This window comes from Achromobacter animicus (assembly GCF_902859585.1).
Classification (GTDB): domain Bacteria; phylum Pseudomonadota; class Gammaproteobacteria; order Burkholderiales; family Burkholderiaceae_B; genus Achromobacter; species Achromobacter animicus.
The window spans coordinates 66287-90062 of record NZ_CADIJM010000002.1 but is presented as its reverse complement, the minus strand read 5'-3'; the positions used below and the strand labels follow the sequence as shown (position 1 = coordinate 90062).

General features: G+C 66.5%; 22 protein-coding genes. 10 read left to right on the top strand and 12 right to left on the bottom strand.

All coding sequences use genetic code 11. The features are described 5' to 3' along the window. Positions 1 to 97: 97 nt before the first annotated feature. Together obgE and proB are read left to right on the top strand one after the other, a co-directional pair. Positions 98 to 1234, top strand: coding sequence for a GTPase ObgE (gene obgE, locus HV681_RS05250; protein WP_175122093.1), 1137 nt, complete (start codon positions 98 to 100; stop codon positions 1232 to 1234). Positions 1235 to 1289: 55 nt separating this feature from the next. Next, positions 1290 to 2426, top strand: coding sequence for a glutamate 5-kinase (gene proB, locus HV681_RS05245; protein ID WP_175122092.1), 1137 nt, complete (start codon positions 1290 to 1292; stop codon positions 2424 to 2426). A 1-nt stretch (position 2427) separates the two neighbouring features. On the opposite strand, the gene HV681_RS05240 is transcribed toward proB, so the two are convergent. Then, positions 2428 to 3105 (bottom strand): transcriptional regulator, encoded by a 678-nt coding sequence (locus HV681_RS05240; protein WP_254594889.1) that lies wholly within the window; start codon positions 3103 to 3105, stop codon positions 2428 to 2430. A gap of 95 nt (positions 3106 to 3200) precedes the next feature. Here HV681_RS05240 and HV681_RS05235 point away from each other — a divergent pair, with 95 nt between their 5' ends. Beyond that, on the top strand, positions 3201 to 3650 hold the full coding sequence (locus HV681_RS05235) for a helix-turn-helix transcriptional regulator (protein ID WP_175122090.1): 450 nt from the start codon (positions 3201 to 3203) through the stop codon (positions 3648 to 3650). 145 nt (positions 3651 to 3795) lie between these two features. Here HV681_RS05235 and HV681_RS05230 read toward each other — a convergent pair whose 3' ends face one another. Continuing rightward, positions 3796 to 4359: a SecDF P1 head subdomain-containing protein gene (locus tag HV681_RS05230; RefSeq protein WP_175122089.1), complete on the bottom strand. Its 564-nt coding sequence runs from the start codon at positions 4357 to 4359 to the stop codon at positions 3796 to 3798. A gap of 392 nt (positions 4360 to 4751) precedes the next feature. On the opposite strand from HV681_RS05230, the gene thiC reads away from it, so the two are divergent. Continuing rightward, positions 4752 to 6665: a phosphomethylpyrimidine synthase ThiC gene (gene thiC / locus HV681_RS05225; protein WP_175122088.1), complete on the top strand. Its 1914-nt coding sequence runs from the start codon at positions 4752 to 4754 to the stop codon at positions 6663 to 6665. Between the two features lie 1172 nt (positions 6666 to 7837). Here thiC and HV681_RS05220 read toward each other — a convergent pair. From HV681_RS05220 to gpmA, 7 genes are all read right to left on the bottom strand, one after another. Further along, complete coding sequence (locus HV681_RS05220; protein WP_175122087.1) at positions 7838 to 9250, bottom strand: FAD-binding oxidoreductase; 1413 nt, start codon at positions 9248 to 9250, stop codon at positions 7838 to 7840. Further along, positions 9247 to 9966 (bottom strand): FadR/GntR family transcriptional regulator, encoded by a 720-nt coding sequence (locus tag HV681_RS05215; protein WP_175122086.1) that lies wholly within the window; start codon positions 9964 to 9966, stop codon positions 9247 to 9249. The genes HV681_RS05220 and HV681_RS05215 overlap by 4 nt, the downstream gene beginning before the upstream one ends. A 236-nt stretch (positions 9967 to 10202) precedes the next feature. Continuing rightward, the gene (locus tag HV681_RS05210) at positions 10203 to 11393 is read right to left on the bottom strand and encodes a GGDEF domain-containing protein (protein WP_175122085.1); all 1191 of its coding nucleotides are present in this window, start codon (positions 11391 to 11393) and stop codon (positions 10203 to 10205) included. Positions 11394 to 11497: 104 nt separating this feature from the next. Further along, positions 11498 to 12256, bottom strand: a complete 759-nt coding sequence (locus HV681_RS05205) for a HesA/MoeB/ThiF family protein (protein WP_108005846.1) — start codon at positions 12254 to 12256, stop codon at positions 11498 to 11500. Further along, entirely contained in the window at positions 12253 to 13698 is a 1446-nt protein-coding gene (locus HV681_RS05200) for a S41 family peptidase (RefSeq protein ID WP_175122084.1), read from the bottom strand. Before HV681_RS05200 ends, HV681_RS05205 begins: the two co-directional genes overlap by 4 nt. Before the next feature lie 132 nt (positions 13699 to 13830). Continuing rightward, positions 13831 to 15432, bottom strand: coding sequence for a peptidoglycan DD-metalloendopeptidase family protein (locus tag HV681_RS05195; protein ID WP_175122083.1), 1602 nt, complete (start codon positions 15430 to 15432; stop codon positions 13831 to 13833). Between the two features lie 7 nt (positions 15433 to 15439). Continuing rightward, positions 15440 to 16192, bottom strand: a complete 753-nt coding sequence (gene gpmA, locus HV681_RS05190; protein ID WP_175122082.1) for a 2,3-diphosphoglycerate-dependent phosphoglycerate mutase — start codon at positions 16190 to 16192, stop codon at positions 15440 to 15442. Between the two features lie 214 nt (positions 16193 to 16406). Here gpmA and HV681_RS05185 point away from each other — a divergent pair, with 214 nt between their 5' ends. The 5 genes from HV681_RS05185 to HV681_RS05165 all read left to right on the top strand — a co-directional run bounded on the left by HV681_RS05185 (position 16407) and on the right by HV681_RS05165 (position 19854). Further along, the gene (locus HV681_RS05185) at positions 16407 to 16829 is read left to right on the top strand and encodes a rhodanese-like domain-containing protein (RefSeq protein ID WP_175122081.1); all 423 of its coding nucleotides are present in this window, start codon (positions 16407 to 16409) and stop codon (positions 16827 to 16829) included. 52 nt (positions 16830 to 16881) lie between these two features. Beyond that, entirely contained in the window at positions 16882 to 17139 is a 258-nt protein-coding gene (gene grxC, locus HV681_RS05180; protein WP_175122080.1) for a glutaredoxin 3, read from the top strand. 37 nt (positions 17140 to 17176) lie between these two features. Continuing rightward, positions 17177 to 17707: a protein-export chaperone SecB gene (gene secB, locus HV681_RS05175; RefSeq protein ID WP_175122079.1), complete on the top strand. Its 531-nt coding sequence runs from the start codon at positions 17177 to 17179 to the stop codon at positions 17705 to 17707. A gap of 17 nt (positions 17708 to 17724) precedes the next feature. Further along, a complete protein-coding gene (locus HV681_RS05170) occupies positions 17725 to 18798 on the top strand; it encodes an NAD(P)H-dependent glycerol-3-phosphate dehydrogenase (protein WP_175122078.1) in 1074 nt (357 codons plus the stop codon). A 63-nt stretch (positions 18799 to 18861) separates the two neighbouring features. Then, entirely contained in the window at positions 18862 to 19854 is a 993-nt protein-coding gene (locus HV681_RS05165; RefSeq protein WP_175122077.1) for a Bug family tripartite tricarboxylate transporter substrate binding protein, read from the top strand. Between the two features lie 22 nt (positions 19855 to 19876). Here the strand turns inward: HV681_RS05165 and HV681_RS05160 are convergent, their stop codons facing one another. Continuing rightward, complete coding sequence (locus HV681_RS05160; protein ID WP_056559971.1) at positions 19877 to 20347, bottom strand: tRNA (cytidine(34)-2'-O)-methyltransferase; 471 nt, start codon at positions 20345 to 20347, stop codon at positions 19877 to 19879. A 223-nt stretch (positions 20348 to 20570) separates the two neighbouring features. Next, positions 20571 to 21248 (bottom strand): ComF family protein, encoded by a 678-nt coding sequence (locus tag HV681_RS05155; protein ID WP_367647231.1) that lies wholly within the window; start codon positions 21246 to 21248, stop codon positions 20571 to 20573. Positions 21249 to 21452: 204 nt separating this feature from the next. Here HV681_RS05155 and HV681_RS05150 point away from each other — a divergent pair, with 204 nt between their 5' ends. Then, on the top strand, positions 21453 to 22388 hold the full coding sequence (locus HV681_RS05150) for a methyltransferase domain-containing protein (RefSeq protein ID WP_175122076.1): 936 nt from the start codon (positions 21453 to 21455) through the stop codon (positions 22386 to 22388). A gap of 111 nt (positions 22389 to 22499) precedes the next feature. On the opposite strand, the gene HV681_RS05145 is transcribed toward HV681_RS05150, so the two are convergent. Beyond that, on the bottom strand, positions 22500 to 23738 hold the full coding sequence (locus tag HV681_RS05145) for a YbdK family carboxylate-amine ligase (protein ID WP_175122075.1): 1239 nt from the start codon (positions 23736 to 23738) through the stop codon (positions 22500 to 22502). Positions 23739 to 23776: the final 38 nt, after the last annotated feature.

Genomic DNA, 23776 nt, shown 5'->3' with positions numbered 1-23776 from the left:
TTTTTTGTTTGAAGGCAATTGGCGAGTAAGCTCTCGATTGCCTCCCGGCGGCTCCCTGTACGGACGCCCGCCCTCACCCACTACACGCGCAGACACCATGAAATTCGTAGACGAAGCCACCATTGAAGTGGTCGCCGGTAAAGGCGGCAATGGCGTGGCGAGCTTTCGCCGCGAAAAATTCATTCCCCGTGGCGGTCCCGACGGCGGCGACGGTGGCCGCGGCGGCACCATCTATGCGGTGGCCGATCGCAACATCAACACGCTGATCGACTTCCGCTACGCGCGCCTGCACCGCGCCAAGAACGGCGAAAACGGCCGCGGCTCGGATCAATACGGCGCTGCCGCCCCGGACATCACCCTGCGCGTGCCGGTGGGCACGATCATCCATGACGCCGACACCGGCGAAGTCCTGTTCGACCTGAACAAGCACGAACAGAAAGTCGTGCTGGCAGCCGGCGGCCAGGGCGGCATGGGCAACATCCATTTCAAATCCAGCGTGAACCGCGCCCCCAAGCAGTGGACGCCGGGCAAGGAAGGCGAGCACCGCTACCTGCGCATGGAATTGAAAGTGCTGGCCGACGTGGGTCTGCTGGGCCTGCCCAACGCGGGCAAGTCGACGCTGATCACCCGCATTTCCAACGCCAAGCCGAAGATCGCCGACTATCCGTTCACCACGCTGCATCCCAATCTGGGCGTGGTGCGCACGTCGCCGTCGCGCAGCTTCGTCGTGGCCGACATTCCGGGTCTGATCGAAGGCGCCTCCGAAGGCGCCGGCCTTGGCCACCTGTTCCTGCGCCATCTGGCGCGCACCCGCGTGCTGCTGCACCTGGTGGACGTGTCCACGCCGGACCCGGACGCCGATCCGGTCGAGCAGGCCGTCGCGGACGCCCGCGCCATCGTCGAGGAACTGCGCCGCTATGACGCCGAACTGGCCGCCAAGCCCCGCTGGCTGATCCTGAACAAGCTGGACATGGTGCCGGACCCCGAGGACACCAAGCGCCGCTTCCTGGAACTCTACGGCTGGACGGGTCCGGTTTTCGGCATCTCGGGCCTGTCGGGCGAGGGCACGCAAGACCTGATCTACGCGCTGCAGGACTACCTGGACGCCGAACGCGAAAAGGAACAGCTTGCGCAGGATCAGGCCGAAGGCACCTACGTGGCGCCGGACCCGCGCTTTGACGACACGCGCACCGACGCGGACAAGCCGGCGGCGCCGCGCGGCGGTAACGAATAAGCCATAATCGCAGTCCTTTCGATTACGCTTTTTTTCGCCGCAGCCGGCCGCCATCATGTCTGCTGAATCACCCGCCGTTTCCGTCGTCACCCACGCCCAGCGCATCGTCGCCAAAGTCGGCTCGTCGCTGGTCACCAACGAAGGCCGAGGCCTGGACCGCGCCGCGGTCGCCCACTGGGCCGCGCAGATCGCCGCCCTGCACAAGCAGGGCAAGCAGATCGTGCTGGTGTCCAGCGGCGCCATCGCCGAAGGCATGGCGCGCCTGGGCTGGCGCAAGCGCCCGTCCGTCATGCACGAGCTGCAGGCCGCGGCGGCCGTGGGCCAGATGGGACTGTGCCAGGCCTACGAGGCCGCCTTCGCGGAACACGGCCTGCGCACCGCGCAGATCCTGCTGACCCACGAAGACCTGGCCGACCGTCACCGCTATCTGAACGCGCGCAGCACCCTGTTTGCGCTGCTGCGTCTGGGCGTCGTGCCCATCGTGAACGAAAACGACACCGTCGTGACCGATGAAATCCGCCTGGGCGACAACGACACGCTGGGCGCGCTGGTCACCAACCTGATCGAAGCCGACACGCTGGTCATCCTGACCGACCAACGTGGCCTGTACGACTCGGATCCGCGCAAGAATCCCCAAGCCAAATTCATTTCGCATGCCCAGGCCGGCGAACCCGCGCTGGAAGCGATGGCGGGTGGCGCGGGCAGCGGCATCGGCACCGGCGGCATGCTGACCAAGGTGCTGGCCGCCAAGCGCGCGGCGCACAGCGGCGCGCATACCGTCATCGCCTCGGGCCGCGAACGCAACGTGCTGACGCGACTGGCCCAGGGCGAGTGCATCGGCAGCGAACTGCAGGCCGTGCTGCCGGTGTGGTCGGCGCGCAAGCAATGGCTGGCCGATCACCTGCGGCTGCGCGGCCGCGTCGTGCTGGACGACGGCGCCGTGCAAGCGTTGCTGCGCGAAGGCAAGAGCCTCTTGCCCATCGGCGTGACCGATGTCGAGGGCGAGTTCGGCCGCGGCGACGTCGTGGCCTGCGTGGACAGCAAGGGCGTGGAATGCGCCCGCGGGCTGATCAATTATTCGTCTGCCGACACGCGCCGCATCCTGCGCCAGCCGTCGTCGCAGATCGCGCGCATTCTGGGCAGCATGACCGAACCCGAGCTCATGCACCGGGACAACCTGGTAGTGCTGTAAGTCAGACGCCGTCCGCCACCGAAGGCGCCCTGCCCGCGCCTTCGGGCAGCAGGATGTACCCCCATCCCCGCACCGCCAATAGCGGAAGTTCGATATTGAACCGGCGCGCCTTGCTGCGCAGCCGCGACACGACGACATCCACGCGCCGCGCGCCGTCCAGGGGGTCGCGCGTTTCCGCCGGAAAGAAGTTTTCGCGATGCAGGCAGTAGCCCGGCGCATTGAACAACCGCATCAACACGGCGCGCTCGCGCAGCGTGAGCGGCAGGCGCTGACCCGCTGGGCCCACCAGCACCCGCCCCGGCGCAACGACGCGCCAAGCGCCCGGTCCGCATCGCGAACGCCGGTACAAGCTGCGCAAGAGCGCATCCCATTCCAGGGGCTCCATGCCGACCGGCACACAGGCATCGACGCCCGCGTCCAGCGCCGCCGCGCGCTCGGCCGCGGTGGCGCTGCCGTCCTGCCACACCACCCGGGCACCGGGCGCGGCCTGGCGCAAATGGCCGACAAGGTCGGCAATGCCGGCGCGCGGGCCCTGCAGCGCAAGCAGATCCGGCGCCTGGTCAGGCAGGTGTTCCTGCAGCGCGTCCACCGATGCGAAGACGCGGGTCTCCCATTGAAACTGGCGCAGCACGGCGGCAAGACGCCACCCCGCCACATTCTCAGATGGCACGATGAACACGCTGCCCCGCTCCCACATGCGACCGCCTCAGAAGTTATCACCCTAGTGTTACTTATATCCACCAACGTGACAGACCTGCAAGCTTCAATCGCCCTGTGAAAACATTCTCAGACCGACTGAAGCATGCGCGTCTTCTTCGTGGCCACACGCAGAAGGCGCTCGCCCGTTTGGTGCGCATCTCCCAAAGTGCTATCGGCAGCTACGAAAGTGGTCTGCGGCATTCGAGCCGATCCGCGCGCAAGCTGGCGCAGGTGTTGAAGATCGAAGTCGAATGGCTGGAGACCGGCAAGGGTCCCATGGAACTTCCCCTGGAAGCCTACGACCTGAGCAATACCTTGCCAGTATCAGGCGTGTCCGACGCCGCGCCGCGCCCTGGCGGCCGGCCCCGCCCGCAGGCGCCTTGGCCCTATCCCAACATTTCGCCCTCGCAATTCGAGTCGCTGACGGCTGACGAACGGGCATTGCTCGAAGCGTTGACCCAGACCTTCATCGAAACCACATTGCTTCGCCGCGGCATCAAGCCGCGCGGCCGCAAGATCGGCTGATTGCGATACAGGCGGGCGGTCGTCCACGCGGAACCATTCATCCCGCTCTTGTTGGACGCCCGCGATACATGCGCCGCCCCTTCCGGACAAAAACGCGGCGCAAAAAAAACCGGCTACATGAGCCGGTTTTTTTGCGCGCCCTGAATCAGGGCTTGGCGGCGGGCGCCGGCGCGGGGGCCGTGCCACCTGCCGCGGGAGCGGCGTCGCCACGGATGCGGGCGGCGATCTCGGAAGCGGCTTGAGCCGAAGGCACGCCGAATGCCAGCACGCCGCGGTTGAGCGGTTCGCCGATCAGCGGCGCGGCAACCAGTTCCTGATCGATCACCAGAGCCAGGACGCTGCCGACGTTGGCCGTGCTGACGGTGGTGAGCTTGCGCGTGCCGGCTTCAGAGAAACGCAGGCCAACAAAGTTCTGGCCTTGGCGGTCCACCAGTGCGGCGGCATCGGTCAGGTCGGCGCGCGTGAGGACGGGCGTTTCCTGCAGATAGAGCTTGCCGTCCGGGAGGCTGACTTCACGCAGGCCGGCGCCGGGTTCACGCTTGGCGAGATAGAAATCCACGCGCGCGGCGGTCGCGGGCGTGGCGGATTGCTGGCCCGCCTGAGGCGTGGTCGCGGCGTCGGACGTCTTAGTCGGGGCGGTCTTGCAACCCGCTAGCGCCAATGTCACGACAACGAGGGCGGGCGCCAAAGTGCGTAGGTTCAGTTGCATGCTCGATTCCTTCTTAAGTGGGCTGATGCCGAACGGTAAGACTCTAAGACTGTACACGCGGCGGGTGGAAAAAAGTGTACCGAACCTGCATGACGGTGTCTGCCTAGACTGAATCCAAATGTAAAGCAGTAATACCAGCCTGCTTGAAAAGCCCTATTTACGCGGCTTGCGGCATTCCCAACAGATTGATGAAGGCGCCAAGGCCGCTTGGCTCTATACTTCGCGTTCACGCAGGGGTACTCGTCCCGCTTCAGGGCGGCGACGTGTTGAGAGAGTCCCTTCGTACCAGTACGGATAATGCCGATGCTGGGAGCGTATTCCCGCCGCGCGTCTTCGCACGCCTGGACGGGAGTCCATCCCGATCGGCTCCAACCACTCGCTTGGAGCTTTCCATGAACGCCAATCCCAAATTCCTGGCCGCTACCGCCGAAGTCGACGCGGCGGCCGTCGCACCGCTGCCCAAATCCCGTCGCGTGTATGAAGTGGGCTCGCGCCCCGACATCCGCGTACCCTTCCGGGAAATCGAACAGGACGACACGCCGACGATGTTCGGCGGCGAGAAGAACCCGCCGCTGACGGTGTACGACTGTAGCGGCCCCTATACGGACCCCGAGGCCAAGATCGATATCCGCCGCGGCCTGCCGGAACTGCGCCGCGCCTGGATCGAGGAGCGCGGCGATACGGAGCTGCTGTCCGGTCCCACCAGCGATTACGGCAAGTCGCGTCTGACCGATCCCAAGCTGACGGCGATGCGCTTTGACCTGCAGCGCCCGCCGCGCCGCGCAAAGTCAGGCGCGAACGTGTCGCAGATGCACTACGCGCGACGCGGCATCATCACGCCGGAAATGGAATACGTGGCGATCCGCGAAAGCCTGCGCCGCGAACACTACCTGCAGACGCTGCGCGACAGCGGTCCCGACGGCGAGAAGATGGTCAAGCGCCTGCTGCGCCAGCATCCGGGCCAATCGTTCGGCGCCTCGATTCCGGCCGCGATCACGCCGGAATTCGTGCGCGCGGAAGTGGCACGCGGCCGGGCGATCATCCCGGCCAACATCAATCACCCGGAAGTGGAACCGATGGCAATCGGCCGCAATTTCCTGGTGAAGATCAACGCGAACATCGGCAATTCCGCGGTCAGCTCGGGGATCGGCGAGGAAGTGGAGAAGATGACGTGGGCGATCCGCTGGGGCGGCGACACGGTGATGGATCTGTCCACGGGCAAGCACATCCACGAAACCCGCGAGTGGATCATCCGCAATTCGCCGGTGCCGATCGGCACGGTGCCGATCTACCAGGCGCTGGAGAAGGTGGACGGCAAGGCCGAGGACCTGACCTGGGAGATCTTCCGCGACACGCTGATCGAGCAGGCGGAGCAAGGCGTGGACTATTTCACGATCCATGCGGGCGTGCGCCTGCCGTTCATTCCGATGACGGCAGACCGGATGACAGGCATCGTGTCGCGCGGCGGCTCGATAATGGCGAAGTGGTGCCTGGCGCATCACAAGGAGAGCTTCCTGTACGAACGCTTTGAAGAGATCTGCGAGATCATGAAGGCGTACGACGTGAGCTTTTCGCTGGGCGACGGCCTGCGGCCGGGCTCGGGCTATGACGCGAACGACGAGGCGCAGTTCGCCGAACTGAAGACGCTGGGCGAGCTGACGCAGGTGGCCTGGAAGCACGATGTGCAGGTGATGATCGAAGGCCCTGGGCATGTGCCGATGCAGATGATCAAGGAGAACATGGACCTGCAGCTGGAACACTGCCACGAGGCGCCGTTCTATACGCTGGGTCCGCTGACGACGGACATCGCGCCTGGCTATGACCACATCACGTCGGGTATCGGTGCGGCACTGATCGGGTGGTACGGCACGGCGATGCTTTGCTATGTGACGCCGAAGGAACACCTGGGACTGCCGAACAAGAAGGACGTGAAGGACGGCATCATCACGTACAAGATCGCGGCGCATGCGGCTGATCTTGCGAAGGGGCATCCGGGGGCTGCGATCCGCGACAACGCGCTATCGAAGGCGCGGTTCGAGTTCCGTTGGGATGATCAGTTCAACCTGGGGCTGGATCCGGATACGGCGAAGGAATTCCACGACGAAACGCTGCCGAAGGATTCGATGAAGGTGGCGCACTTCTGCTCGATGTGCGGGCCGCATTTCTGCAGCATGAAGATCACGCAGGACGTGCGGGATTATGCGGCGGCTCAGGGCGTTAGCGAGAAAGAGGCGCTGGCGAAGGGGATGCAGGAGAAGTCGGTGGAGTTTGTGAAGAAAGGAAGTGAGGTTTATCACCGGCAGTGAGTTGCGGGTGTGGCTTGCGGCTTGCGGCTTGCGTCGGATCGGGTTCTTTAGACGCCCGGCGCGTCGTGGGCCTGGGGTGGGCGGGGCTACGATTGCGGTCCGGAGCCTTCGCTCCGGACTGCCCCTTCGTCAACCTCGTACGCCTTCGGCTCCCTTCGGTTTCCCTCGGGCGCATCTAAACGCCCCGCCCACCCCAGGCCCACGCCACACCGGGCTCGAGTTGCTTAATCTTCCGGGGCGTTGGGGCGAGTCGGGTTCTTTAGGTTCTTGCCATCCGCGGGGTGGAAGAGAAGCGTCTTGCGGTGCCCGCCCCCGGCCGGCCGCGCGGGCGGCCTTTGGGGGCTTACGCGTCGTCTTGCGTCGAGGCGATGACGCTTCGCGTGTGGCGGCATCTGGTTGAGATACCGCCTGACATCGTCGGATTTGGAAGACCAAGTCGGGTGTCTGACACCGCCAGATTCATAAGACCAAGTCAGGTGTCTGACACCGCTAGATTCGTAAGACCAAGTCGGGTGTCTGACACCCACGGACTCGAATTCGTAAGACCAAGTGAGGTGTCAGACACCGCCATCGCGACGAGGTCAGACACAGGCAGCGGCGGACGATCTCGCCAAACTCAACCAGTACCGACGCTAATCGCCACTTGAACTCAAGTGCCCGATGGGCGGCGCGCGTACGGGTCGGCAGGTTGTAGCGGACCGTTGACGCGCGCCGCCCATCACGGCCCCTCCCCCGTCGGCGAGCACCATTAGCAAACCGATCCCCGCCATCGCGCAAGCGCACACCGCCCCGACGTTCCACGGGACAGATGCTGGGTTGCCGCCGCCCGGGCGGCAGCAACCCGGCGGCCCCGCAGATTTCCTGCCCTGAACACAGGTCTTGCAGCGCCCCATACCAAAGACCCTAGCAGCACGGCGTCGCGGTCACCGTGGGCGCGAGCGCCGTCGATGCGCCCGAGGGAATCCGTAGGGCGCCGAAGGCGGACGAGGATGACAACGGGGCAGTCCGGAGCGAAGGCTCCGGACCGCAATCGTGGGCGATCGTGCCCACGGTGACCGCGGCGTCGGGCGACCTACGAAGATCTGATATGACCTACGAAGATCTGATGCGGCCTACGAAGATCTGATGCGGCATACGAAGCTCTGATACGACCCACGAAGATCTGACGCAGCCTACAACAACTTCCCAGGATTCATGATCCCCGCAGGATCCATCACCTTCTTGATCTCCCGCATCAACCGCAGCTCCACAGCATCCTTGCTGTGCAGAAAGTGCTCCCGCTTCAACTGCCCGATCCCATGCTCGGCAGAAATACTCCCGCCATACCGATTCACTTCATCCAACACCGCATCCGTGATCGCCGCCCCATGCTCAGCGACCCAGTTTCGGTCTGCGCCTGCGGGGCGGGACAGGTTGTAGTGCAGGTTGCCGTCGCCGAAGTGACCGAAGATGAAGGGGCGGATGTCGGGGTACAGCGCGCGTACGCGGGCTTCGGCGGTCTGCATGAAGTCGGGGATGCGTTCGATCGGTAGCGACACGTCGTGCTTCAGGTGCGGGCCGTCGGCGCGTTGGGCTTCGGAGATTTCCTCGCGTAGCTTCCACAGCGTCTGCAACTGCGCCAGCGATGCCGAGACCGCGGCGTCCAGGCACAGGCCGCGTTCCAGCGCCGTGCCGATGACGTTTTCGAGCAGCGTGTTCAGGGCGGTTTCGTCCGTCGTGTCGGCCAGTTCCACCAGCACGTAGGCCGGGTAGCGCTGTTCGAACGGTTCCTGCACGCCCTCGGCGTGCGTCAGCACCAGGTCCAGGCAATCGCCGGTGAAAAACTCAAACGCCTGCAGGCGCGCGCCGCATTGTTCGAACAGGATCTCGAAGAGTTGCAGCGCTTGCGCGGGCGATTCGACGGCAGCCAGCACGACCGATCGCACGTCGGTGCGCGGGTAGAGGCGCAGCGCGACGGCGGTGATGATGCCGAGCGTGCCTTCGGAACCGATGAGCAATTGCTTGAGGTCGTAGCCGGTGTTGTCTTTGCGCAGGGTGCGCAGGCCGTGGAAGATTTCGCCGGTGGGCAGCACCGCTTCCAGGCCCAGGACCAGTTCACGCGCCATGCCATAGCGCACTACGTTCACGCCGCCGGCGTTGGTGGCGACGTTGCCGCCGATCTGGCTGGAGTCTTCGGCGGCCAGGCTGAGCGGCAGCAGGCGGCCGGCGTCCTGCGCGGCGCGGCGCAGATTGCCGAGGATGGCGCCGGCCTCGGCAACCATGGTGTTGGCCACGGTGTCGATGGCGCGCACGGCGTTCATGCGGTCCAGGCTGATGACGACGTTGCTGGCGCCGCCGTCAGGCGTGGCGCCGCCGCACAGGCCGGTGTTGCCGCCGCGCGGCACGACCGGCACGCCGGCTTCCTGGCACAAGGCAAGGCACGTGGCGACCTCGGCCGTCGTACGCGGGCGCACAACCGCCTGGGCCTGGCCGTTGTACAGGCCGCGCCAATCGGACAGCCACGGCGCGATGTCGGCCGGGTCGGTGAAGACGGTGTCGGGGCCCAGGGCTTGGACCAGCCGTTGAGAAAAGTCGGATGCGCTCATGAGATGTGGGATGCGGCGGGAGAGAGAAGATCGAGTTGCAGGCGGCCGGCGGCTTGCTGCAGGTGGCGGATGGCGGCCTGGCGGGCACGGTCCGGATCGCGGGCGCGGATGGCCTCGAACACGGCGACGTGTTCCTGGTGCACGGCGGCGGTCAGGCCATCTTGCAGGCGGCTGTTGGATCGGGCGGTGCTGACCGCCAGGCGCAGCTGCAGGTTCAGGTATTGCAAAAGGTCCTGGTAGTAGCTGTTGTGCGTGGCGGTCGCGATGGCGACGTGGAAAGCGATGTCATGTTCGACGCCGGCCTCGGGGTGGTCCAGATGGGCTTGCAGCGAGGCGAGGGCTGACGCCATGGCGTCCAGGTCCTGCGGCGTGCTGCGGACAGCCGCCAGGGCGGCTGCGCCGCCTTCAAGTTCCATGCGCAGTTCGTAGACGCTGGCGAGCTTCTTGCGGTCGACCGCGATGCCGGTGGACACCTGAAAGCCTTGCGCCCCGGTGCGCGAGACGACCGTGCTGCCCGAACCCTGCCGGCTCTGGATCAGCCCTTGTGCGCGCAGGCGCTCTGTGGCTTCGCGGATGACGGCGGCGCTGACGCCGTATTGCTCGGCCAGCACGCGTCCGGCCGGCAGCTTGGCGCCGACGGCATGGACACCATCCGCGATGTCGCTGGCGAGCTGGCGGGCAACCTGCTCGGTGAGGGTGAGGCTCTTGGTCAACATGGGCGGATTATAGGCATATTTTTCAGGTTATCTGATAACTTTGTTGTTTCGTGAGGGGGCCAGTGCAACTCACCGGCGGGATCGGGAAGTGGGAACGCGCGGCGGAGATCGAAGCTGGAATGCGTCCGAAGCGCGGTGGGGTTGCGTCTGGAAAGCATCCGCTGCGCAACGGGCACGCCGCACGCGGAATACGGAGCTGGACCGATTCGGACCGATTCGGACAGCCGCGCTCCCTATCAAGCCGCGACGGACGCGCTCTGCAATCCTTCGCTTTCCGCGATCTGCCCGCTCTGATCCACCACGCAGCAGCGGCCGCCCTGCGCCTTGGCGCGATACAGCGCGGCATCGGCGGAGTCCAGCGCGCCCTGCGGGGTGCGGTTGGCGCCGGACAGGATCGAGATGCCGATGGACAGTCCCACGCAGACGCGGTTGCCGTCTGCCAGCGTGATGGGCTGCGAGACGTCTCGCAGCAGGTGTTCGCCCAGCCGCAGCGCGGCGGTGGCGTCGATGCCGGTGACCAGCACGATGAATTCGTCGCCGCCGATCCGCGCGGCGACGTCGTCCACGCGGAGCATGGCGCGCATGCGTTCCGCGATGGTCTTGAGCACCTGATCGCCCCCGGCGTGGCCGTGCGTGTCGTTGATGCGCTTGAAGTCGTCCATGTCCATGTAGAGCAGCGCCGCGGCGCTGTCATGGCCGCGTGCGCTGGAGCACACGCGTTCCAGCGCCGCCTGCAGGCCGGCGCGGTTGGCCAGGCCGGTCAGCGCGTCTTCGCTGGCGCGGCGATCACTGTCGCGCTCGGCCAACATGGTGGACACCAGGATGCGGTTCAGGCGGTGCGAGGCGATGACCATGCTGATCAGATAGAACGGAATCTGGATGAACACGATCGCCATGACCCATTCGCCGGTGAAGAGCGCGCCCAGGCACATGGGGCCAAGACTCAGGAAAATCATGGCGCCCACCAGGCGGGGCGCGCCGTAGTTCCGGAAGCAGATCCCGCCGGCCATGGCGCCGCAGGACACGCCGGCCAGTGTCGCGGCCAGCCAGTCGCCGTTCAACAAGGTGATGAAGACGCCATAGCCCACGCTGAACGCCCAGAACAACGCCAGCAGGATGTAGAGATCGGTGTGGGTATTGCCGCCCTTGGGGGCCGCTCGCAGCGCGGATCGCAGGATGACGACGCGCACCAGCGCGAGCACGACCTCCAGGATCAGCCACGAGATATACAGCGGTTCGGGCCGCCGCCACGCGACGACGCCCGAGATCATCAGCGTGTTGATGACCCCGCCGGCAAAAATGGGAAGCGTGCCGAACAGACTGGCGATGAGCGCCGCGCGGATGTCCGCCGGCGTGTCATGCCCGGAATGCGTCAGCCAACGTGTCAGCCGCCACTTGGGCAGGCTGAACTTCAGTCCTGTATCCACGCCGTCATGTCCATGCCCCTCTACCCGAAATCAGTAGGCTGGCTGGCGTTATAGCAGGTATTTGAAACCTTTAGTATTGTTCTTGGGTTCAATACCGACAGACTTCAGGCGTGCCCCCGGTGGCCGCAGACCGCGCATTCGGGGTCACGTTGCACATTGACGCTGCGCCATTGCATGGTGCGCACGTCCAGCCAAAGGAGGCGCCCGGACAGGCTTTCGCCCACGCCGGACAGCAGCTTTAGGGCTTCGGCGGCCTGCATGCTGCCGATGATGCCGACCACCGGCGCGAAGACGCCCATGGTGGCGCAGTTGGCTTCCTCGACGTCGTCGGCTTCAGGAAACAGGCAGTGGTAGCACGGCGCGTTGTCGTCGCGCAGGTCATAGACGCTGACCTGGCCGTCGAACCGGATGGCCGCGCCGGACACCAGCGGCTTGCGGTGCTGCACGCAGGCGCGGTTGATGGCGTGGCGGGTGGTGAAGTTGTCGGTGCAGTCGAGCACCAGATCCGCCTGCGCGACGGCATCGGACAAGGCCTGGTCCTTCAGGCGCTCGACCCGGGCGTGAACGCGGGTCTGCGGATTGAAGGCGCCCAGCATGTCGCGGCCGGACTCGGCCTTGGGCCGGCCAACACTTGCGGTGGTGTGCAGGATCTGGCGCTGCAGATTGCTGAGTTCGACGACATCGTCGTCGGCCAGCGTGATGTCGCCCACGCCGGCGGTGGCCAGGTAGAGCGCGGCGGGCGAACCCAGACCGCCCGCCCCCACGATGAGCACACGCGCCGCCAGCAGTTTTTCCTGCCCTTCGATCCCGAGTTCGTCCAGCAGGATGTGGCGGGCGTAGCGCAGCAGTTGCTCGTCGTTCATTTGTCCTTGCTGGGCTCGACTCCGGTCGGCGTGATCTTCATGCGCTGGGGCGTTCCGCCGCCGGCCTTGGCGTCAGCCTTGGCCTGGGCGCGGGCCGAGCCCTTCTGCACCGGCTTGCCGGCCAGCAGGTTCAGGGCCTGCTGAAGCTGGAAGTCGTCCTTGCCGCCGAATTCAAACACCTTGGCCGGCAGTTCCACGTTGTCCTGGTCGGCGCTGGACTTGATTTCGTTGGTGGTCTGCTGGTTGGACAGGTGACGTTGCAGGTCGGCTTCGCGCGGCAGGCGGAACAGGTCGCCGTCGGCCGTATCGGCAACGACGTAGTCCGGTTCGATGCCGGTGGCCTGAATGGAACGGCCGCTGGGCGTGAAGTAGCGAGACGTGGTGAGCTTGACCGCCGTGGTTTCGGACAGCGGCAGGATCACCTGCACGGAGCCCTTGCCGAACGTGCGGTTGCCCAGCACCTTGGCGCGCTTGTGGTCCTGCAGCGCACCGGCCACGATCTCGGAGGCCGAGGCCGAACCCACGTTCACCAGCACCACCATCGGCACCGTCTTGGTCCAGGCCGGCAGGCCGGACAGGTAGTTGCTTTCGCCGCGGGCGTATTCCGACGGCGTCGCCAGGTATTTGTGGCGGGCGTCCGGCGTGCGGCCGTCCGTGGACACCACGAGCGCATCGGGCGGCAGGAACGCGCCGGAGACACCGATGGCGCTGGTCAGGAGGCCACCCGGGTCATTGCGCAGGTCCAGCACCAGGCCCTTGGGCGGTTCCTTCGCGCCCAGCTCCTTGAGCTGGCGGGCGAGGTCGGCGCCGGTCTTTTCCTGGAACTGGGCGACGCGCACGTACGCGATGCCGTTGTCCAGCATCTTGCTGCGTACGCTGCGCACCTTGATGATGTCGCGCACGATCTTTACGACGATCGGCTGCGGGCGATCGGCGCGCATGATCGTCAGGGTGATGGGCGACTTGGGCGCGCCACGCATGAGCTTGACCGCGTCGTTCAGGGTCATGCCCTTGGTGGGCGTGTCGTCGATCTTGATGATCAGGTCGCCCGCCATGACGCCGGCGCGGGCCGCGGGCGTGTCCTCGATGGGCGAGATGACCTTCACGAAGCCGTCTTCCGCGCCGACCTCGATGCCCAGGCCACCGAACTCGCCTTGCGTCGCGGTCTGCATTTCGCGGAACGCGTCGGCATCCAGGTAGGCGGAGTGGGGATCCAGGTTCGACACCATGCCGGAAATGGCATTGTCGATCAGGGTCTTGTCGTCGACGGCCTCGACGTAGTTGTTCTTGATGGCGGCAAAGACATTGCTCAGTTGCCTGAGCTCGTCCAGAGGCAGGGGGCTGCCGCGCTGGGCGACCGCAGTCACGCCAACACTCAGCAACACACCAGCCACCGCACCGATGGCAATCAGACCGAAACCGCGAAACTTACGAGTGCCCATGCACACTTCCCGAATTTTGTTTTCGCCGATGGGTTTGGTAATTTACCAACGGTATTTTTCCAACGACATTCATTTACCGACAGCGTTTACGCCGATTGCATTCCAGCAAACCGGCTGCACCAGCCGTCACATCTACTGCGCCAGCCATTGGGCCGGGTCCACTGGAGCGCCACGATGGCGAATTTCAAAGTATAGGCCGGATTCCACTTGGCCGCCGGTTGCGCCCACGGTAGCAATAGTATCCCCGCCGGCCACCGCATCGCCCACCCGTTTGAGCAGACTTTGGTTGTAAGCATAGACGGTCAGGTACTGCTGGCCATGATCCACAATGATGAGGTTGCCAAAGCCGCGCAGCCAATCGGCGTAAACCACAGTACCGGGGGCCACTACCTTGACGGGCGTGCCCTCGGCCGCGCGCAGCACCACGCCGCGCCACACGCCGCCGTCCGGACGATCCACCCCGAACCTGCCCTGCACCTGGCCACGCACCGGCATGGCCAGCCCATGACGCAGGCCGTTGCCGCCGCCGACCGGCGGCGCCTTGGCGGTCTGCTGGGCCGATGCACTGCGCGTTGGAGTGGCGGGCTCTTCAACAGGTTCCGCCTTTTTGGGGGGATCCGCGGGTTTTGTTGACGGCGGAGTATCGGCCGGGCCGCCGATGCGGGTCTGCCGCTGCTCGGCGGGACGCAGGCCGGCGGCGTCCGGGTCGGCCACGGCCACCGGGCCGCGGTTCTTCTGGGCTGCCGCTTCGACCTGTTCGCGCGCCTGGGCGGCCTCGCGGGCTTCGCTGTCGCGGCGCGCGCCGTCTTCGGCGGCCTTGCGGTCTGCCTCGGCCTTGCGGCGCGCGTCCTGCGACCGGCGTTCGGCCTCGGCGCGCTTTTTGGCCTCTTCGGTGGCGCGGCGGGCTTCTTCAGCCGCGCGGCGCGCTTCCTCGGCACGGCGGGCTTCTTCGGCGCGCTTGCGCGCTTCTTCGGCCTTGCGGGCTTCCTCGATCTGCTTGGCGATGGCCGCGTCCAGATCGGTGATCAGCCGCGACAGGCGCTGATCGTCGCGGCCGAGCTTGTTGGCCTCGGCGCGCTGGGCGGCGATCTGGCCTTCAAGCTGGGCAAGCAGGCTGGCGCGCTCTTTTTGCTGGGCGACCAGCGCGGTTTTCTGTTCGGAGGTTTCGGCGACCCCCTTTTCGATTTCGGCGCGGCGTTCGTCGGCCTGCGCCTGCAGGGCGGCCAGCCGGTCGATGTCGGTCCGCAGCGCTTTCACGGCGTCGGCCCGGGCACGGGACACGTAGTCCAGATAGCCCAGATTGCGGCCAAGGACCTGGGGATCGTCGCCTGAGAGCAGCGCCGTCCAGGGCGACAGGCCGCTGGTGTATTGGGTGCGCAGCTGGTCGGCCAGTTCGACGCGGCGCTTGGCCAGCACGGCCTCCTGCGCGGTGATCTGCTTTTCCAGCGACGCGAGATCGGCCGTCGCCTTGCGGTTGGCGTCGGCCAGTTCCTTCAGCCGCAGGTTGATGCGGGAAATCGACGATTCCGACTGCTTGAGCGCGTCGGCGGCCTCTTTGCGGGCCGCCTCGCGGTCGTCGATGTCCTTTTGCAGACTCTCGATGCGGTCGCGCAAGGCGGCCTGCTGCTTTTCGGCGTCGGACTGACGCCCGGCGAGGTCACTGGGCGCGGCGCGCGCAGGCAGCGTCCCACTGGCCAACATGACCGCCAACAACAACCCCGCCGTGCGACGCATAGAGATATCAGTCCTTCTTGGCCTTGCCCTGAGCTGCGACCGCAGCCATGGCCGCCTCGATCTCGGCGGCATCGCCCAGATAATAGTGGCGGATCGGACGCAGGTCATCATCCAGTTCGTAGACCAGCGGCTGGCCGGTCGGGATGTTCAGGTTGACGATGTCGTCGTCCGACACGTTGTCCAGGTGCTTGATGAGGGCGCGCAGGCTGTTGCCGTGGGCGGCGATCAACACCTTGCGGCCCGAGCGGATAGCCGGGGCGATGGAGTCGTTCCAGAACGGCAGCACGCGGGCCACGGTGTCCTTCAGGCACTCGGTGGCGGGCAGCTGGTCGGCCGGGATCTTGGCGTAGCGGCTGTCAAAGCGCGGGTGGCGTTCGTCGTCCAGCGACAGCGGCTCCGGGGCGATGGCGTAGGCGCGGCGCCAGATCAGGACCTGCTCGTCGCCGTACTTGGCGGCGGTTTCGGACTTGTTCAGGCCCTGCAGGGCGCCGTAGTGGCGTTCGTTCAGGCGCCAGTTCACGCCGACCGGGGTGTACATGGCGTCCATAGCGTCCAGGGCGATCCACAGGGTGCGGATGGCGCGCTTGAGGACTGAGGTGTAGGCCAGGTCGAAGGTGAAGCCTTCTTTCTTGAGCAGTTCGCCCGCCTTGCGGGCCTGTTCGCGGCCAGTGTCGGTCAGGTCGACGTCGGTCCAGCCGGTGAAACGGTTTTCAAGATTCCACTGGCTTTCACCGTGGCGCATCAGTACGAGTTTGTGCATGGTTTGGGGCGCCCGCCGGGCGGGTTAAAGTTGGAGGATGGTTAAGGAATGCGCTCATTTTATAATTGAGTGATTTTGCCCGTGATTTTGCCCCGGCGCACCGCGTCCATGTCCTGGACGCGTCGCATCAGGGTTCGCCCCTACCAGGCTGGCCGGAAGACTTGCCCACCCGCAAGCCGACGTAGCGCCCGCCGACGTACTACAGGAAGCCTTCGTGGACCTTTTGCAATTCTTGCTCGATAAAAACAACATCTTCATCGTCGCCGTCGCCGTGGTTTCCGGCGTGATGCTGATCATTCCCGCCCTGCGCAAGGGCCGGACCGGGTCCGCCATCAGCACGACTGAAGCCATCCAGATGGTCAACCAGCGCAATGCCGTGTGGGTCGACGTGCGCCCCGTCGAGCAATTCCAGGCCGGTCATATCGCTCAGGCACGAAACGTGCCGGCAGCCGACCTCGAGCAGAAGGCCGGCTCGCTGCCCAAGAACAAGCCGCTGGTGGTGGTTTGCGACAATGGCCGCGATTCGGCCCGCGCCGCCGCCAAGCTGCGCGCCCAGGGATTCACCGACGTCGTGCCGCTGGAAGGCGGCATGCGTGCCTGGTCGGCCGCCAGCCTGCCGGTAACCCAGAAGGGTTGAAGCAGGGGGACTTGCCCTCATCTACCTATTCTTGTACCCACAGGAGCGCCCTATGAACAAAGTCGTCATGTACAGCAAGGACTATTGCCCCTATTGCTCCCGCGCCAAGGCGCTGCTCGAGCAGCGTGGCGTGGCCGACCTGGAAATCATCCAGATCGACCGCGAACCGTCCCAGCGCGATGTCATGATCGAACGCACCGGCCGGCGCACCGTCCCGCAGATCTTCATCGGCGATACCCATGTCGGCGGTTGCGACGACCTGATAGCCCTGGACCGCTCGGGTGGACTGACCCCCTTGCTGAACGGCTAATCGCCCCTTTTTGCCTCTCCCACCAACGGAAACACTCATGGCTGATCAAGACCAAAACACCCAGCAAGAAGGCGGCAACGACGCGCCCTCGTTCAATCTGCAGCGCGTCTACCTGAAAGACCTTTCGCTGGAAATGCCCAACGCGCCTCACGTGTTCCTGGAGCAGGAAGCGCCGCAGGTCGAAGTAAGCATCACCGTGGGCGGCCAGCGCCTGGCCGAAACCGTGTTCGAAACCACGGTCACCGTCACCGTCACCACGCGCATCAACGACAAGGTCGTGTACCTGGTCGAAGGCACGCAAGCCGGCATCTTCGAAGCGGCCAACATCCCCGAAGAGCAACTCGATCCGCTGCTGGGCATTGTCTGCCCCACGATGCTGTACCCGTACCTGCGCGCCAACATCGCCGATGCGATCACCCGCACCTCGATGCCGCCGCTGCACCTGACCGAAGTCAACTTCCAGGCTCTGTACGAGCAACGCATCGCCGAACTGCAACAGCAGCAGGCCGCCGGCGCCAACGGCGCCGAATCGGGCATCATCCTGCCCCCCGGCGCCACCCGCCAGTAAGCACCCCGCGGCGCCCCATGAACCAACCCGCCGAGCCGCGCTTGCGCGTCGCCGTCCTGGGAGCGGGCAGTTGGGGCACCGCCTTGGCGGCGGCCGCCAGCCGCCGCCACCCCACCCAGCTCTGGGCGCGCGAAGCCGCGCAAGCGGCCGCCATGGCCGCCACCCACGAAAATGCCCGCTATCTGCCGGGCATTTCCCTGCCCAAGACGCTGCAATATTCCTCTGATCTGGACGCCACGCTGCGCACCCTGCAGGACGACGCCGCGCGCCGTCTGATCGTGCTGGGCGTGCCCGTCGCGGGTCTCACGTCCATCTGCGAGGCGCTGTCGCAACGGCTGCCCGCACTGGGACTGCAAGACACGCCCATCGTCTGGACGTGCAAGGGCTTTGAGGCCGACACGGCCAGACTGCCCCACGAAATCATGCGCGAGGCCCTGCCCGGCGCGACCGGCGGCGCCTTGTCGGGCCCCTCGTTCGCGCGCGAAGTCGCACAGGGCCTGCCCGTCGCCCTGACGGTCGCCAGCAGCAGCCCCGCCCTGCGCGAAGCCACCACCGCCGCCTTCCATGGCGCGGCGCTGCGCGTCTACGCCAGCACCGACCTGGTTGGCGTCGAAGTCGGCGGCGCGCTCAAGAACGTCATTGCGGTTGCCTGCGGCATTGGCGACGGCCTTGCGCTGGGCACCAATGCCCGCGCGGCCCTGATCACCCGCGGCCTGGCCGAGATGACCCGCTTTGGCGTCGCGCTGGGCGCGCAGGCCGAAACCTTCGCCGGGCTGACCGGCCTGGGCGATTTGGTGCTGACCGCCACCGGCGAGCTGTCGCGCAACCGGCGCGTGGGCCTGGAGATCGGCGCGGGCCGCAAGCTGGCCGACATCCTGGCCAGCGGCATCACCGCCGAAGGCGTGCGCTGCGCCCGCGCCGCGCTGGACCGCGCCCGCGCCATCAATGTCGAATTGCCGATCACCGAAGCGGTGTGCGCCGTGCTGTTCGAAGGCGTCGCGCCCATGACCGCCGTCTCGGCCCTGCTGGCGCGGGATGCGCGCTATGAAGGACTGGGCGCCGGCTCCGGCGAGGCCATCGGCGCCGCCTAGATCGCGCCCGTCCATCCCGCTTCCACAACAAGACACGACACCCACCCCGAGGAGACATCCTTCATGACGCAAACCCGCAAGTTCCGGGTCGGCCCGCTGCTGCGTGGCCTTTGCCTGAGCCTGGCCGCCATCCTGCCCGTTGCCGCCCACGCCGACTGGCCCGAGCGCCCGATCCACATGGTCGTGCCCTTCCCGCCCGGCTCGTCGCCCGACATCCTGGCGCGCACGATTTCCGAGCCGCTGTCCCAGGCCCTGGGCCAGCCCATCGTGATCGACAACAAGCCGGGCGCCGGCGGCAACATCGGTACGCGCATGGTGTCGCAGGCCAAGCCCGACGGCTACACTCTGCTCTACACGATCAACGGCCCGCTGGTCACGGCGCCCACGCTCTATAAGAAGACGCTGGGCTACGACCCGCTGACCGACCTGGAGCCGGTATCGCTGGTCGGCACCAGCCCCAACGTGCTGGTGGTGCCGGGCAGCCTCAAGGTCGACAACGTCCAGGACTTCGTCAAGCTGGTCAAGGGCCGCGGCAACTCGCTGAATTACGGATCGGTCGGTCCGGGCAGTTCGGCCCACCTGGCCATGGAGATGTTCAAGGAACGCGCGGGCGTGGACCTGGCCCACATCCCGTATTCCGGCTTTCCGCAGGTCATCACCGCCATCATCGGCGGCGACGTGCAGGCCGGTTTCATGGTGCCGGCGATCGCCGTACCCCAGGCGCGCGACGGCAAGGTCAAGCTGCTGGCCGTGACCAGCCTGCAGCCCAGCGACGCCCTGCCCGGCGTGCCCACCATGGCCTCGCAGGGCTATCCGGACTTTGAAGCCATCTCGTGGAATGCGATCCTGGCGCCGGCCGGCACGCCCACGCCGATCATTGAACGGCTCAACAGCGAACTGGCGCGCATCATCAATAGCGAGGCCGTGCGCAAGCAGCTGGCGCTGCAATACTTCACGCCGGCCCCGTCGACGCCGGAAGCCCTGACCAACCGCATCAAGAACGAAAAGGCGCGCTGGGACCAGGTGATCGACAAGCTGAAGCTGTCGCTGGACTGATCTTCAGATCGAGGGGCGGCGTCTATGCGCCCCCTTCGTAGCCCTGCTGGCGCCAGGCCTCGAACACCGTGACCGCCACGGCGTTCGACAGGTTCAGGCTGCGCTGGCCGGTGCGCATCGGCAGCCGCAGGCGCTGCTGCGGCGGAAACATCGCCTGATGCTCGTCCGACAGGCCCGCGCTTTCGCGACCAAACACGAACACATCCCCCGGCTTGAAACTGACGTCGGCCACGCTGCGCTGCGCGTGCGTGGTCAGCGCATAGATGCTGGACGCGACGGCGCCGGTGTCGTCCAGCGCCTCCTGCAGCGTGTCGTGCACGCGCACAGGCTGCCACTCGTGATAGTCCAGCCCCGCGCGCCGCATGCGGGCGTCATCCAGCTCGAACCCCAGGGGACGCACCAGATGCAGTTGCGCGCCGGTATTGGCGCACAAGCGGATGGCGTTGCCGGTGTTGGGAGGGATCTCCGGGCAGACGAGAATGACGTGGAACATGGTGCGGGCAGAGGTGGAAAGGTCCGTGGCCGGGAAGCGGCCGCGCGAGCGTGATTGTCGCCGATTTGGCGGCGGGGCTTGGAACCGCGACTCGACGGCGGTCCGGTGAAGGGGGGATGCGGGTGCCGTTGCAAACGGCGGATGCAGGCCAGGATGCATGCGGGGGCACGGGCGGGGATGCGGGCGGGAAGCCAGGCCGGATCCAGACGGCGTTGCAGGCAGATCATGGCGTGCGCGCGGCCACCAATACCGTCACGCTAGCCGCGCCTGACGCCATCAGGGCCGTGGCCGCCGCGCCCACGGTACTGCCGGTGGTCATCACGTCGTCCACCACCGCCACATGCCGTCCGCGAACCGGGCCGGTGCAGACAAAGAGACCCGCCGCCCCCCGCTGCCGCGCCCGCCGGCCTAGCGTGGCCTGGCGGGGCGTTTCGCGCCGCCGTGCAAGCAGGAGACGCGGCGACGGCAGCGCCAGTTCGGCGGCCAGACTGCGCGCGATCTCGGCTGCCGGGTTCATACCCCGCTGTCGCAGCGACGCGCGGCTGGCGGGGATGGGGACCAGGAGGAGATCGGGTGGCAGGAACCCGGTGCAGCGCCCGCAGTCGGCGGCGGTGTCGAAACCGCTTGATCCGGGAATGCGGGCGGCTTGCGCGCCGGACTGCGCCGCCGCCTCCCGCACCGCCTGCGCCATCATTCGCGCCAGCACCGGCGCCATGCTGAGCCGCAGCTGCGTCTTCAGCATCAGCACCAGCGCATCGCCGGGCGGCGCATAGTCAAACGCCGTGATCGTGCGGCTGAACGCCTGCGGCTGCGCCAGACACGCCGCGCAATGCTGTCCGCCCGCTTGAAGGCGCAGCGCGCATCGCGGGCACCTTGCCAAGCCCCCCGGCGGTCCGGCCATGATGTCCGCCTGACACCCGGCGCACAGCCGCGCGCCCGCGACCCGAGCCCCGCACAACGGACAATCGCATCCCAGGCGCGACAACAACCGTCGCCCCATGTTCAGTAGGGACAATCGGAGCCTGCCGCCGGGATGGGCAATAATGTGAGCCATCCCAGATCAAACCATGCTCCGCCCCCGGGAGATCCCGCGAGCGCGACCGAAATGTCCCTGCCAGAAACCGCAACGCCCCCCTCCCTGCCCCTCGTCAGCGCCGACGTGCCACGCCAGTTCGCGCGCCGCGGCGACCTGGCCGACGCCCAATTCCTCTATGGCGAAGTGGCGCGCCGCATGCTCGGCCGCCTGCAGTACATCCGCGTGCAACCGCAGGCCATGCTGGACGCCGGTTGCGGCGCCGGCGACAACCTGCCGCTGCTGCGCGAACGCTATCCCGACGCGGCCTACACCGGCCTGGACAACTGTGAGCCCTTGCTGGCGCAGGCGCGCCAGCGTCACGCGCCAGGCGGCCTGTCGGCCTGGATCGGCAAACTGGCGCGGCGCGGCCCGGCCGCCCCCACGTTCGTGAACGCCGATCTGGCCAACACGGGCCTGCCGCCCGAATCGCTGGAACTGGTGTGGTCGAACATGGCCATGCACTGGCACCGCGAACCGCACGCCGTGCTGGCCGAATGGCGCCGCATCCTGAAAGTGGGCGGCCTGGCGATGTTTTCCTGTCTGGGACCGGCCACGCTTCGCGAACTGCGGCAGGCGCTGGCGGACGCCGGCCTGCGCACGGCCACGCCGTCCTTCGTGGACATGCACGACTTCGGCGACCTGCTGGTGGAAAACGGCTTTGCGGATCCGGTGATGGACCAGGAGATCCTGACGCTGACCTACCGCAGCCCCGAAAAGCTGCTGCAGGACGTGCGCGCCCTGGGCGGCAACCCGGCCGAAGGCCGCCGCGGCGGACTCGTGGGACGCGACTGGCGCGACCGCCTTTGCGCGGCGCTGGAAGCGCAACGCAATGCGGACGGCCTGATCGTCTTGAGTATCGAAGTGGCCTACGGCCACGCCTGGCGCGCCGCCGCGCATCGGACCGTGGCGGGCGAAACCCGCCTGTCCATCAGCGCGATCGGCGGTCGGCAGCGCGGAACTTTTTGACGACAGGGCCTGCAAAGCCGCCCTGAAAGATCGGTCTCCGCAAGCAGACCTGCATGCCGCGCCAGTGAAAAAGGCCCGCCAAGCGGGCCTCGCACGCGCCCCTGCCGCAGCCTAGTGCAAGCGTTCCGGCACGGTCACGCCCGGCTCGGACGCAGACAGACCTTGCATGGGTTCGGACGTTGCCCGGATGCGGCGGCGAAGCACCGCGGTCGGCTCTGCCGGCGGCGCAACGGGCGCCGCCGTACCGCGCCACGCGTTCGACATGGCTTCCACCACCAGCGGCAAGTCGCGCAGGCGATGGTACTGGCTGCGCAGCCAGCGGGCGTCGTTGCCGGCGCGCATGGCGTCGTCGCGCAAGGCGGCGATCATGTCGCCCGTACCCAGTTCCTCGGCCACCGGCATCAGACGCTGGAACAGCGCACGCATATGGTCGATCAGGCGCACGCGCTGCCCGTCGGGCGTGACGTAGCTGCCCTGCAGGCCAAAGCGGCAGGCCTGGAAGTGGTTGCTGCGATAGGACAGCCAGGCGTTGTCGCTGGGATCTTCCTCGCGCATCAGCAGCACGGACAGCGCTTGGGCAAACGCCGCCACCTGGCAGGCGCGCTCCACCGTCAGCGGCGTGTCGCAGACCCGGATTTCGACCGTGCCGAACTCGGGCTTGGGACGGATATCCCAGTACAAGTCCTTGATGCTCTCGGCCAGACCAAAAGCGCGAAGCTGGGACAGGTGGGCTTCAAACTGGTACCAGTCCTTGACCTCGGGGGGCATGTGGCCGGCGAGCGGGAAGCTGTTGACCGCATTCAGGCGCGAGCACGAGAACAGGGTGTCCACCCCCTCGCAGTACGGCGACGACGCCGTCAGCGCGATGAAGTGCGGCACGTAAGGCGAGAGTCGGCGCAGCAGCTTGATCGAGTCGTCGCCGCTTTTCACGCCCAGATGGATGTGTTGGCCGAACACCGTAAATTGACGCGCCAGGTAACCGTACATTTCGGCCAGGTACTGGAAGCGCGGGGTATCCGAGATGGAGCGCTCTTGCCAGCGCATGAAGGGATGGGCGCCTCCGCCCGCCACCGACACGCCGACCGCATCCGCGGCTTCAACCAGGGCGTCGCGCATCTCGCGCATTTCGGCCAAGAGGCCCATGGGGTGCTCGTGCACCGAGGAGTTCAGTTCGATCATGGACCGCGTGATTTCGGGTTTTACGCGGTCGGCAATAGGATGGTTGGCCATTTGGGCCAACAGTTCGTCAGACGCTGCAGCAAGGTCAAAACTGCGGGGGTCGATCAGTTGCAGCTCGAGTTCGATGCCCAGGGTGTTGGGGGCCGACGAAATGAACGGGATTTGTTCCATCTCGGACTCCTTTGAATGTTTGATGAGGGTATGCGCCG